Source organism: Devosia ginsengisoli (assembly GCF_024707105.1).
Taxonomy (GTDB): domain Bacteria; phylum Pseudomonadota; class Alphaproteobacteria; order Rhizobiales; family Devosiaceae; genus Devosia; species Devosia ginsengisoli_A.
In genome coordinates this window covers 205103-216749 of sequence record NZ_JANQAJ010000011.1, presented here as the reverse complement: position 1 = coordinate 216749, position 11647 = coordinate 205103, and the positions used below count along the sequence as shown (strand labels likewise).

Below are 11647 nucleotides of genomic sequence, written 5' to 3'. Positions count from 1 at the left end.
TCGTCCGATCAGGCCGCCTTGGCTTGCTGGGCGAAGCGTGCCGCGCCCGCGCCGGCCAGGCGACCAAAGGTGGCGCCCGACATCAGGCCGGTGCCACTCGCATAGTTCTGGAAGAACAGGCCTCCCACCATCTCGCCGGCGGCATAGAGCCCTTTGACCACGCCGGAATAGGAGTCCTCGACTTCGGCTTCCGGCGTAACCTTGAGGCCGCCGAAGGTGAAGGTAACGCCGGTGGTCACGTGATAGGCGTGGTATGGCGGTGTATCGAGCGCGTTGGCCCAATTGGTCTTGTCGATCTGCAGGCCGGATGTGCCGCGCCCGTCGAGAATGTTGGGATTGAATGGCACATCCGACCGACAGGCGTCGTTGAAGGCTCGCACCGTCTCCAGGAACTGCTTGGGATTGACGCCCTCCAACTGCTCGGCGAGTCCTTCCAGCGTATCGGATTCCGCCTTGGTCACACGCCGGATGCGGTACTCACTACGCAACAAATGTGAGACTTTGGAATCAAACACTTGCCAGGCGAACATGCCAGGCTGCTTTAGGATTTCGCCGCCATATTTGGCATAGGTGTGGCTGTGGAAGTTGGCGCCTTCGTCCACATAGCGCTCGCCCTTGGCGTTGACCATGATGCCGAAGGGATAGTTGTGCTTCTGGAACTGGTCGCCGACCGTCAGGTCGCCCGTTGGCGGCGCATTGACGTCCCATGCCACCGAGTGACAGCCCGACCAGTTGCCATGGGGCTTGGCGCCGATGGCAAGAGCCATCTTGAGTCCCTGCCCCATATTGAACCTTGTGCCGCGAACCTTGGCCATGTCCCAGCCCTGGCCCAGATAGTTGGCGCGCATTTCGGGGTTGGACTCAAAGCCGCCGCAAGCCAGCACGACCGCGCCGGCGCGAATATCCACCGGCTCGCCGCGCAGCCGCGCACCGACGCCGACGACACGACCGCCTTCCTGGATCAGGCTTTGTGCGGGGCAATCGTAGATGATCTCGATGCCACGCCGCTCGGCATTCTTGTAAAGGGCTTCCATCATCGCCGGACCACCGCCGGAAATGTGCAAGGCGAGACCGCCCCAGAACTTGAACTTGCCATCGACCTTGAAGGCCTGGCGCCCCAGCCCAGGCCGAAGCTCCACGCCCTGACGGGCAAACCATTTGGCCGTCTCGAGGCTATTGCGCACCAGGACTTCGCAGAGTTCGGGATCGGTGCGGTACTGGGTCAGCTCGTACATGTCGTCGAAATACTGGTCCGTCGTGTACGTGCCGAAATCGATATTTTCCAGGTTCTCCTCGTCCAGCGCAGCCGACACACCACGCAGGTCGTCAACGCCGTCATAGGCGAAACGGAAAGCGCCGCCGGTGAAGAAGGAATTGCCGCCCCGTTCATCGAGCGGCGCTGCCTCGATGATCAGCACGTTGGCGCCCTGCTCATGAGCGGAAATTGCCGAGCACAAGGCCGCGTTGCCAGCTCCCACAACAAGCACATCTGGACGCTTCGACGACAATTCCTGAACGTTCATCCCTAAATCCTGGATTAATGGTATACCATCGTACTCATGCACCAAAGCCGCGAGCATGGCAAGTTCGTTCGAGCATTTTTCGGGGGAGTTGCGCCAGATGTGGCGGCGCGCCCACACAGAATAAGGCGCTCGCGGCCCTGTCGCGGCTCAAGACCCATATCCCGTCGCACGGATGACGAGGTCCAACGTGTCGTTGCTCATCAAGGTATACCAATGTATTCTTTATTGAGACTCTGGCGAACTACCGGTTCACGCATCGTGCAGATATGAAAGACCTCAATGCCCTCCTACCCTCACGACCTGCAATTTCCGTTCGAGACACCGCCCGTGGGTGCTGCACCCGTTGAAGTAGCCAATGGTCTTTTCTGGTTGCGGCTGCCGCTCCCCGGCCGCCTCGATCACGTCAATGCCTGGCTATGTGATGGACCGGAGGGGCTGGACCGTTATCGACTGCGGCATGAATTCCGCAGAAACCCGGGCGGTGTGGGACCGCACGTTCGAGACTACCCTGGCCTCGCGAGGGGTTGGTGACATCCTCGTTACCCACGGCCATGTGGATCATGTCGGCTATCTGGGAACATTGGCCGAGCGCAGCGGTGCGACGGTCTGGATGTCGCTCGCCGAGTATCTTACGGCCGGCCTGCGGATCACCGAGCCGGAGGAACGCACTGCTGAGCAGGCCAATATCTGGCTGGCCTGGTGTGGCTGCCCGACCGACGAAGGCGAGACCATCATTGCGAACCGTATCGGGGTCCGTTCGAACTTCGTGCCGCTTCCCGTCCAGTACCGCCGGCTGCAAACCGGCGACAGCTTTTTAGCTGGCGGGGCAAGCTGGGAAGTCAGGGCGTTTGGCGGCCATGCGCCCGAGATGATCACCCTGTTCGATCCCGGCAGACATCTGCTGATCGCGGCCGATCAGGTATTGTCGCACATCACGCCGTCCATCACCGTGCATCCCGGCGAGCCTTACGGCGATCCCCTGCAGGAATTCTTCGCCTCCTTCGACGTCCTGGCGCAACTGCCCGCCGACACGCTCGTATTGCCGTCCCATGGCGCCCCCTTCTACGGCCTGCATGAAAGATTGGCACAGCTACGGTCGCACCATGAGGCGCGCCTGGACCAGGTCGAGGCTACTCTCGACACGCCGCAGACAGCCTATGCCGTGGCCCTCATGGTCTTCGCGCGCGCCATGGCAGGCAGCCACGCGCGCCAGGCGCTTTCAGAAACCCTGGCGCACCTCAATTATCTGCAACGTCGCGGCCGCGTGGTCACCAGTCTGGACGACAACGGCGCGGCGCGCTTCGCGCGGACCTGAAGCATATCAGCCGCGAACGACCAGTTGGTCAGTCAACAATCGCGCATCGTCGAGGTCTTCGAGGTTGAGCACTGCATCGACAAGGCGCTGCTGCTGATCCGACGGCATGACGCTGCTGGCGAGTTTCTTGAACTTCTCGACAATATCATCGGCACTGGCAAAGCTCTTTTCGCTGCCCCGCGGCGCCTCACGCTCCTCATGATGCACGCTGCCATCCCTGAGATGAACCTCGACCTTGACCATATGGCGGAAGGTCGAGCCTTTCGCGGTGATTTCCGGATCATGCACGACCTGTACCCGCTTGAGCAGGTCCATGCGCTGGCGATCCGCCACCAATTCATCGGAGAACTGGTTGACGAACACATCGCCTTCCAGCAGCAGCGTCGCCACGCAATATGGCAGGTTGAGCTGCGCCGAAGTTATGCCCTCCGGCCGATATTCCCAGCCCACGTGATCCACGGTGACCTGCGAGCCTCGAACCACGATTTTCTCCAGCTCATCCACCGTAAACGGGCGGCGCTGCTGGATGGCGCGGATGGAATCCAGCGTGGTGTGGTTGCTGCCCACGCAGGAGTAGAACTTGAGCGCGATGCGCATGGTCTCGAACGTTTCCCCCAACCCACTCGTCAGCGCATCCAGGTTGAAACGATCGTCCGATCGCGAAAAGGTCGTGGCAAAGCCGCCATACGGCGCCTCGAACACATCGATGATACCGGTAAAGCCGTTGGCGGCCAGAAGCGCACCATAGAGCCCGCTCTGTGCCGAGCGGCCGGCATGCATGCGCTTGACCATGGCGCCGAACTGCGCCGCCATCAGCCCGGCAGATTGCGTGCCGGCAATGCCTAGGGCATGGACGGTCCTGTCGGCATCGAGGCTCAGTGCGCGGGCTGCTGCGGCGGCCGACGAGAACACGCCCAGCGTCGCACCGGAATGCCAGCCCTGCCCGATATGCTCTTGCCCCATGCAGATGCCGACGCGCGGGCCGACTTCGTAACCCGCCAGCGCTGCCGTGAGGAACTCGCGTCCGGAGAGGTTCCGATGCGCTTCTGCAATGCCAACCAGTCCGGGAAGCGTTACCGCCCCCACATGCATGACACCGACGCGATGCACGTCATCGAGTTCAAAACCCTGGACCTGCGTGCCGTTGATCAAAGCCGCGTGCGGCGTCGAAATCCGCCTGTTGGTCCCCCAGATGGCTGCCGAACTGCTGGTATCGACGGCGCCCAGCGTCTTGTGGAGAATATGCGACCATTCCAGGTTGGCCCCGTAGAGCGCACAACCGAGCGAGTCGAGAATGAGCAGCTTGAGGCGCTCGCGAACCGTTTCGGGAATATCTTCGTAGCGAAGCCCGGAAACGAATTCGGCAACTGCGCGCGTATAGGGGTTGCCCGAGCCGATGTGACCCATGCCGATAGTCTCCTGATCTGTTATTCGAGAACGGTTTTGACGATCTTGGCGTCGAGCGCCTCGTAGTCGTAATAGCCGATGGTCTGGTAGAGCTCGGCCCGCGTCATCATGGCGTCGATGGTCGTTCCGACCTCGCCATCGCGTCTGATAGCCTCATAGACCGACTTGCTGGCGCGCCACGCAGCGCGGGCGGCCGAGACGGGGTAGATGACGAGTTCGTAGCCCAGTTCGTTGAATGTCTGGAGCGAGGTCTGCGGCGTACGCCCGAACTCGGTCATGTTGGCCAGCAGCGGCGCCGCTATTTCGGCGCGCGCCCGACGCATGGCCTCGATCGAATGCAGCGCTTCGACGAAGATCACATCTGCACCGGCCGCAACATAACGGTTGGCACGCCGGATCGCGTCGTCGAAATCCGCGGTGCCCGCATCGGTGCGCGCGCAGATCAGCAGTCCCGAGGACGCCTGCCGCGCAGCGGCGATCTTGCGGCACATATCCTCGACGGGCACGACCGACTTGTCATTGAGATGCCCGCACTTCTTGGGAAATACCTGATCTTCAATCTGAATGCAGGCCGCCCCGGCCTCTTCCAGCTCGCGCACCGCGCGCATGATATTGAGCACCTCGCCGAAACCGGTATCGGCGTCCACGATCAGCGGGAGCCCGGATGCACGGACGACCTCGCGGGCTTTACGCGTCACATCCTCGAGCGTCAGCATGCCCAGGTCAGGCAGGGCCATCGAGGCAGAAACGGCGGCACCCGAAAGATAGAGCGCCTCAAACCCGGCATCGCGCGCCAGCTGCGCGCTCATGCCATCGGCCGCTCCGGGAACAGCCACGCTCTGCTTGCGCGCGATCAGTTGGCGCAGGACGGCGGCACGATCGGCACGGCCCTGCGCCGCACCATCCAGCCAATCGGTGGACATACTATTCTCCGTAGGTCAGGCGCGAACCAGCGCCATGGTTTCGGCAAGGGCACCCGGTTCGTCGAAACGGTAGAGCGTAGCCAGCAGCCTTTCGGCCTTTTCGGCGCCCAGCCGCGGCTCGACCAGTGACATGAACTTGGCGTGGACCTGCTCCGGGCTCATCGGGTTCTGCGGATGGCCCAGAAAGAGCTTGGTCTCGGACTGCAGATGCGTGCCATCTTCCAGCCAGACATCGAGATAGGCCTCGAATTGCGGCTGCTCGCGCTGCGGCAATAGCTCCACATTGGGCAGGATGGCCTGCACGGCCGGGTCGCGCAGCATATGCTCGGTGAAATCGGTCCCGACCATAGAATAGCCCTCGAGCGCTGCCGCGATGCAGAAAGCGACCGAGAATTTGCATTCGAGCGGCGATTGCGGGTTGGTCTTGCCCGCGCTGAACGGCGCATTGTAGTGCACTTTCGAAGTCACGCGCTTGACCTTGCGGCCCTTGACCTGGGCCGTCAGCTTGTGCGCCGCGGCGATGGAGGCATGCGTCGCGCGACAGCAGGCGAAGGGCTTGTAGCCATTGTTCAGCAGCTCCCAGCCATCATCGAAGTCGATATTCGGAATTTCGGCGCGATTATCCTGGATGAGCGCAGCCAGCATGCCCTTTTCGCGCTCGAACAGCCCCTTGGCCGCCGTGAAACCATTGGCCGCCAGATCAGCCGCCAGGATGCCGTTCCACGCTGCGCGGCCGGCATGATAGGGCTTTGAATCGCTGCCGAACGAGGCGACGAATCCTGACGCCGATGTGGCCGCGGCGCCGAGCGCATTGGCCGACTGCTCCTCGTCCAGCCCCTGCATGGCGGCGCTGGCCGCCGCAGCGCCCACGACGCCATGAACACCCGTGGGATGAAACCCGCACTGCTGCAGGTTACGCCCCACGCCCCTTATGCCGCCCGTCCCCAGATGCGCCATCACCTCGAAACCGGTGATGAAGCCGGACAGCGCCGCCTTCTCGTCGAGCCCCCGCTCGCCGGCAACCGCCAGGGCCGCCGACCAGACCGGCGCCCCGATATGTCCCGAGCCGCCGATATGGGTGTCGTCATAATCCTGGCAATGCGCCATCGTGCCGTTGACCAATGCCGCCATGGCCGCATTGGTGGTGCCGGCGCCGAATATTTGCGCCTTCCCCGGCACGCCCCATGCCTCGGCAACGGCCCGCGTGGCCTTGGCTGCCGGCTCGTCGAACGAACCGATGGTGACGCCGACGAAATCGACCAGCGCCCCCTTCGCCGCCGCGATGATTTCGGGCGGATAGTCCCGGCCGGGAGCCGCGGCGACGAATTTCGCCAGCTTTTCACCGCGATGACCTTCCCCAACCCCTTCGGTTCGGGCCACTTCTACTGCCGCCATCGTTCTGCTCCTCCGTAGTTCTGTTCCGCCGTCAGGCGAGTTCGACATGTCCGAAATCGAGCACGACCTCGTTGTCGCGGGCTGGCACAAGGCAGCGGAAATGGGCCGTATCGCCGCGCTGCCATATCTGGATCTGAAGTGTGTCGCCGGGATAGACCGGCCTGGAAAACCGTGCGCTCATCGCCACAAGCCGCGCCGGTTCGTAGTCGCATAGGGCGCGCAGCAGCGCATGTCCGGCAATGCCATAGGTGCAGAGGCCGTGCAGGATCGGGCGCGGAAAGCCGTTCGATCGGGCATGCTCCGGATCGGCGTGCAGCGGGTTGTAGTCCCCGCTCAAGCGGTAGATCAGCCCCTGCTGCGGCAGAGTGGGCATGTCCACGACCATGTCCGGCGGCGAGCCTGGAACCTCGTGGGCCGGCGCCGACGACGTCGAGGGACCGCCGAAACCACCATCGCCACGTTGCATGCTGGTCGATAGAATCTCGAAGATCAGAGCGTCATCCTGCTCTGAGAACACCCGCCGCCGTGTCGTCACAAGCGCGGCCTTGCCCTCGCCCTTGTCGACCACTTCATCGACACTGTTTTCGCTGCGGAAGCTGCCTTCGACCGGGATAGGGCGGTGCAGCCGGAAGCTAATACCGGCGTGAACGCTCTTGCCGCTGGAACCGACATTGGCCTTCCTGATCCAGGCATGGGGCGCTGCGATCAGGGTTGCCATGGTTGGAACGGCCAGCAGGTTCTTCTCGTAGACGAAACGAAGCTGGCGCTCGTCGGTGGGATCCGCCCCCAGTCCGATTCCCAGGGCGTAGAGCATCGTATCCCGCTTGGTCAGCGCCATCTCGGTCTGTGGAATGCGATAGGCCTTGAGCGCCTCGTAATCGAGCGGCATCGACTACCCCCTGCCCTTGAGCGCGATGAGGGCATCCGCGGCAAGAATGGTGCCGCCATTTACGAAAATTGGATTGATATCAATGCTCTCTATGGCTTCCCTATAGTCGCTCATGAGCCAGCCCAGCCGCATCACGATATTGGCCAGCGCATCGAGGTCGGCCACCGCCTGCCCCCGATAGCCCTGAAGCAGCTTCACGCCCTTGATCTCGGTGAGCATGTCTTGCGCCGACATTTTGTCGAAGGGGGCAAACCTGTAGACGACGTCGGCCATGACCTCGGCGAAAATACCGCCCAGGCCAAACAGGACGATCGGCCCGAAACAGGCATCGTCGGCCGCTCCGAGCAGCAGTTCGGTTCCCTTGGCCATTTCCTGCACCAGCACCCCGTCGATACGAGCGTCAGGAACATAGGCTCGCGCCGCCGCGATCACCTCCCGCGCCGCCGACCGTACCGCTTCCAGAGTCGTGAGATTGACGCGGATCGCTCCCGCCTCGCTCTTGTGCGGAATATCGGGTGAATTGACCTTCACCACGACCGGGAAAGCCAGGTCCTGCAAACTGAACCTGTCCACCGCGTCGGCCGGGACGAATTCCTGGCGGACAAGCGGGATGCCATATTGGGCCAGCACATCGCGCGACGCCCGCTCGCTGAGGAACGTTTCCCCGTCAGGGAATGACAGCGCGGCACGGCCCACTGGCCTCTGGATCGCCCGAGGGCGAGCGGCCCATTTCTGCTGGCGCATCGAGAAATCGGCCAGCGCCCGCGCGGCAGTCGCTGCCCGGCCGACCGTCAGGAACCACGGCAGACCGGCAGCGTCCAACAGCGCCTTGGCAGGCAGGTGATCCTCCGCGACCGTCGCGACGAGCACCGGCTTGCCGGCCTCGCGCGCAATATCGATGATGGACTGCGCCGCTTCGATACTGCCGGTCGTCTGGCCGGAGCGCACCATCACCATGTCGATATTTTCGTCGGCGAGCACCGCTTCGGCGGCAGCATTGGACAGGCTCTTGCCGTCCTTGGTGTTCTGCCCCGAAATGTCCACCGGATTGCCGGTTCCGGCGAGCGGCGGCAGCATGTCGCGCAATACGGATTTGGTGGTTGCGGAAAATTCGGGCAATTGCAGGCCGGCCTGCATGAAGCGATCCGAGGCAATGACCCCTGCCCCGCCAGAACCGGACACCAGCCCGACGCGGTCGCCGCGCGGCAGCGTTCCGGCGAGAAAGGCCTTGGCCAGGTCGACGAGATCTTCGTAATCGTCAACCTCGACATAGCCGCCTTGACGGAATGCCGCCTGATAGAGCGCGTAGCTGCTGGCCAGGCTGGCCGTGTGCGATGCGGCGGCCTTCTGACCAGCCGCGGTATTGCCTGCCTTCCAGACGAGGATCGGCTTGTTGCGCTCGAGCGCCTTGCGCCCCAGCTCCAGCAGGCGCCGACCATCCGAAACGCCCTCGATAAAGGCGGTGACCACCTTCACGTCGTCGCAGTCGAGGAAATAGTCGATGAAATCGAGAACGTTGAGGTCGACGCTGTTGCCGACCGAGGCGATATAGTTGAACCCGGTCCCGGCGCGGCTGGCATTGCGCACCAGCGTAAAGCCATAGCCGCCGCTCTGCGTGGCCATGGCCACAGGTCCGACGGAATAGTCCTTCACGCCGAAGCCCTGCCCGAAACCATTATGAACCCTCTTTGGAATATTGAGCACGCCCATGCAATTGGGACCGACGGCGCGAATTCCGGTTTCCTTGATGGCGGCGATCAGTTCGGCCTCGATGGCCTTGCCCTCGTCCCCGGCCTCGCGGAAGCCCGAGGAGAGGATGACCGCAAAAGGAATGCCTCTGGCGCCGGCTTGCCGGATCACGTCGGGCACCAGGCGCGCCGCGATCGCGATCAGCACGACATCACAACCGGATGGTATATCCGCCAGCGTGGGATAGCACTTGCGGCCAAGCACCGTCTCTCGGTTCGGATTGACCGGAAATACCTCGCCTTCATAGCCATAGGTGGTGAGATAGTGCATCGGCTGGCCGCCGACGGCCCGGCTCGACTCTGTCGCGCCAACCACCGCGATGGCGCGCGGATCGAACAGCCGCGACAGATCGACGGCACGCGTCTCGTTACCCATGGTTTCCGCGGCAACCTGGTTCATGGCGCGACTCACGGCAGATACGACGTGAACACGTCACGCGTGCGATCGAGCGGCATGAAAGCCGGCTCGAAGACGGGCATGACGTGCTGGGCAATGGCCTGCGGGGTCCAGCCTTCGGCGGTATGCGCATGCCGGATCGGGCGCATCTGGTTGAACAGGAACAGTTCGTTGTCACGTGTATAGAAGACCTGCCCGGTCACATGGCTGGCGGCGTCACTGGCCAGGTAGACCACAATGGGAGCGTTCTTTTCCGGCGCGATCGTCCGCCGGTTGGCGGCGCGCTGCTTCTGCTCTTCGGTTTCGGTCGGAATGGACTCGGTCATGCGGGTGAAGGCCGAGGGCGCCACCACATTGGAGCGCACGTTGAAACGCTTCATGTCCAGCGCGATGGCCTTTGACAGCCCTTGCAGGCCGATCTTGGCTGCGCCGTAATTGGCCTGCCCGACGCCGCCAATGAGGCCCGACGTGGAGCTGATATGGACGAAAGCGCCCGATTCCTGCTTGCGGAAATGCGCTGCGGCCGCCCTGCTGACATAGAAGCTGCCCGTGAGGATGACGCCGACCGACAAATCCCAGTCGGCCTTTTCCATCTTGTGAAAGATGGTGTCGCGCAGGATCGCCGCATTGTTGACCACGCAGTCGATGCGGCCGAACGCGTCGATTGCGGTCTGAACCATGCGATGCGCGCCGTCCCAGTCGGAGACGCTGTCGGCATTTGCGACGGCCTCGCCGCCTTCGGCGCGAATCTCGGCTGCGGCCTGTTCGGCGACGCTTTCATTCGCGCCCGTTCCGCCGACTTCGACACCCAGGTCGTTGACCACGACCTTGGCGCCCTGCCGCGCCATCATGCGAGCGATTTCCTTGCCGATGCCGCGCCCGGCCCCCGTCACCAGGACAACCTTTCCCTCGACGATCTTGTCCGGAAGCTCCATCGGCACTCTCCCCTTAGCGCGGCACAAAACACCAACGCGCCTGCCACTCACGTTAGAATTCCGTTGTATACCATTACGAAGAGACGTGACAAGCCCTGCACGGCCACCCGTGCTTTGATGGCGCGGGTGGCTGGTCAACAAGCGGCAATGGCATGAAGACAGGAGTTAGTTGGCTTCGGTCTCACGCTGGCGAGCAGCACTGACCTTGAGGCGCGCGGCAAAAGCGGCCTTGATATGATTGCCCGCGGCACGTCCCGCCGCGGCCACGTCGCGTTCGGCAATTGCCTGGGCCAGCTTCCGGTGTTCTTCCACCACGGCGACCTGGCGATCCGGATCGATCAGCGAAGAACCGCGCCGATCGGCCGCCACGACATCGTCCAGCCCCATGCTGAACTTGGCGAGATAGCGATTATGGCCCGCGCGCCGGATCAGTTCGTGGAACGCCCTGTTGTGTTCATACATCTTGTCGCGGTCCCCGACGAGGCCCGACTCCAGCTCGCAATGCCGCATGATGGCGCTGAGTTCCGGGCCTGAGCCGTTCTGCGCGGCCTGCTCGGCAAGAGCACTTTCCAACACCTCACGGGCCAGGAAAAGCTCCTTGAGCGCGTCCTCGTCGATCGTCGCCACGACTAGGCCGCGGCGTGCCCGATAGGATAGCAGGCCTTCCGCCTCGAGGCGCTGCAGCCCCTCGCGGGCCGGCGTGCGGCTGATCTTGAGCCAGTCGGCAATGCGGTATTCCGACACTCGATCGCCGGGAGAAAGTTCGCCACTCTCGATCGCCTGGCGCACGGCATCGTAGGCGCGTTGCGCCAGCGGCATGCCGTCGGCCTGGGTACGTTTTATGACGGGTTGTCGCGCCATTGGAGGTCCCTCGAAACGGTGTCATCGGAAGCGGTCGCGCCGCAATACGGGGCAAGCGGTAGCATGGACTGGGGCCAGTCGGAAGTGCGGTAACGGTCACCGGTCGCTCGCTGTACGGCAAAAAACGTGGAAATCCGGCTCGCCCGGTAGGTCACGGAGTGCAATGGAACACCCGTTTCGCCTTTACGTTCTCCGTATGGTATACTATTGAATTCCGTTATGACGATTGGAGATATCTGATGGCAGTGAGCGAC

Annotated in this window: 9 protein-coding genes; 1 reads left to right on the top strand and 8 read right to left on the bottom strand. The window is 63.0% G+C overall.

From position 1 onward, the window contains the following. Positions 1–8: 8 nt before the first annotated feature. Positions 9–1523, bottom strand: a complete 1515-nt coding sequence (tcuA, locus tag NVV79_RS15065) for an FAD-dependent tricarballylate dehydrogenase TcuA (protein ID WP_303991172.1) — start codon at positions 1521–1523, stop codon at positions 9–11. A 355-nt stretch (positions 1524–1878) separates the two neighbouring features. Here tcuA and NVV79_RS15060 point away from each other — a divergent pair, with 355 nt between their 5' ends. Beyond that, entirely contained in the window at positions 1879–2838 is a 960-nt protein-coding gene (locus NVV79_RS15060; RefSeq protein ID WP_303991171.1) for an MBL fold metallo-hydrolase, read from the top strand. Between the two features lie 6 nt (positions 2839–2844). Here NVV79_RS15060 and NVV79_RS15055 read toward each other — a convergent pair whose 3' ends face one another. From NVV79_RS15055 to NVV79_RS15025, 7 genes are all read right to left on the bottom strand, one after another. After that, positions 2845–4245: an MmgE/PrpD family protein gene (locus NVV79_RS15055; protein WP_303991170.1), complete on the bottom strand. Its 1401-nt coding sequence runs from the start codon at positions 4243–4245 to the stop codon at positions 2845–2847. 20 nt (positions 4246–4265) lie between these two features. After that, positions 4266–5168 (bottom strand): methylisocitrate lyase, encoded by a 903-nt coding sequence (gene prpB / locus NVV79_RS15050; RefSeq protein WP_303991169.1) that lies wholly within the window; start codon positions 5166–5168, stop codon positions 4266–4268. A 15-nt stretch (positions 5169–5183) separates the two neighbouring features. After that, a complete protein-coding gene (locus NVV79_RS15045) occupies positions 5184–6563 on the bottom strand; it encodes an MmgE/PrpD family protein (protein WP_303991167.1) in 1380 nt (459 codons plus the stop codon). A gap of 31 nt (positions 6564–6594) precedes the next feature. Beyond that, positions 6595–7452 (bottom strand): MaoC/PaaZ C-terminal domain-containing protein, encoded by an 858-nt coding sequence (locus NVV79_RS15040; protein WP_303991165.1) that lies wholly within the window; start codon positions 7450–7452, stop codon positions 6595–6597. A 3-nt stretch (positions 7453–7455) separates the two neighbouring features. Beyond that, positions 7456–9600, bottom strand: a complete 2145-nt coding sequence (locus NVV79_RS15035; RefSeq protein ID WP_303991163.1) for an acetate--CoA ligase family protein — start codon at positions 9598–9600, stop codon at positions 7456–7458. An 8-nt stretch (positions 9601–9608) separates the two neighbouring features. Beyond that, positions 9609–10532 (bottom strand): SDR family oxidoreductase, encoded by a 924-nt coding sequence (locus NVV79_RS15030; protein WP_303991161.1) that lies wholly within the window; start codon positions 10530–10532, stop codon positions 9609–9611. A gap of 165 nt (positions 10533–10697) precedes the next feature. Further along, positions 10698–11393, bottom strand: coding sequence for a GntR family transcriptional regulator (locus NVV79_RS15025; protein ID WP_303991160.1), 696 nt, complete (start codon positions 11391–11393; stop codon positions 10698–10700). Positions 11394–11647 lie beyond the last annotated feature (254 nt).

Excerpts from the sequence above, each read along its gene's own strand:
- tcuA (WP_303991172.1), bottom strand. The coding sequence starts at position 1,523 with ATGAACGTTCAGGAATTGTCGTCGAAGCGTCCAGATGTGCTTGTTGTG.
- NVV79_RS15060 (WP_303991171.1), top strand. The coding sequence starts at position 1,879 with ATGGTCTTTTCTGGTTGCGGCTGCCGCTCCCCGGCCGCCTCGATCACG.
- NVV79_RS15055 (WP_303991170.1), bottom strand. The coding sequence starts at position 4,245 with ATGGGTCACATCGGCTCGGGCAACCCCTATACGCGCGCAGTTGCCGAA.
- prpB (WP_303991169.1), bottom strand. The coding sequence starts at position 5,168 with ATGTCCACCGATTGGCTGGATGGTGCGGCGCAGGGCCGTGCCGATCGT.
- NVV79_RS15045 (WP_303991167.1), bottom strand. The coding sequence starts at position 6,563 with ATGGCGGCAGTAGAAGTGGCCCGAACCGAAGGGGTTGGGGAAGGTCAT.
- NVV79_RS15040 (WP_303991165.1), bottom strand. The coding sequence starts at position 7,452 with ATGCCGCTCGATTACGAGGCGCTCAAGGCCTATCGCATTCCACAGACC.
- NVV79_RS15035 (WP_303991163.1), bottom strand. The coding sequence starts at position 9,600 with ATGAACCAGGTTGCCGCGGAAACCATGGGTAACGAGACGCGTGCCGTC.
- NVV79_RS15030 (WP_303991161.1), bottom strand. The coding sequence starts at position 10,532 with ATGGAGCTTCCGGACAAGATCGTCGAGGGAAAGGTTGTCCTGGTGACG.
- NVV79_RS15025 (WP_303991160.1), bottom strand. The coding sequence starts at position 11,393 with ATGGCGCGACAACCCGTCATAAAACGTACCCAGGCCGACGGCATGCCG.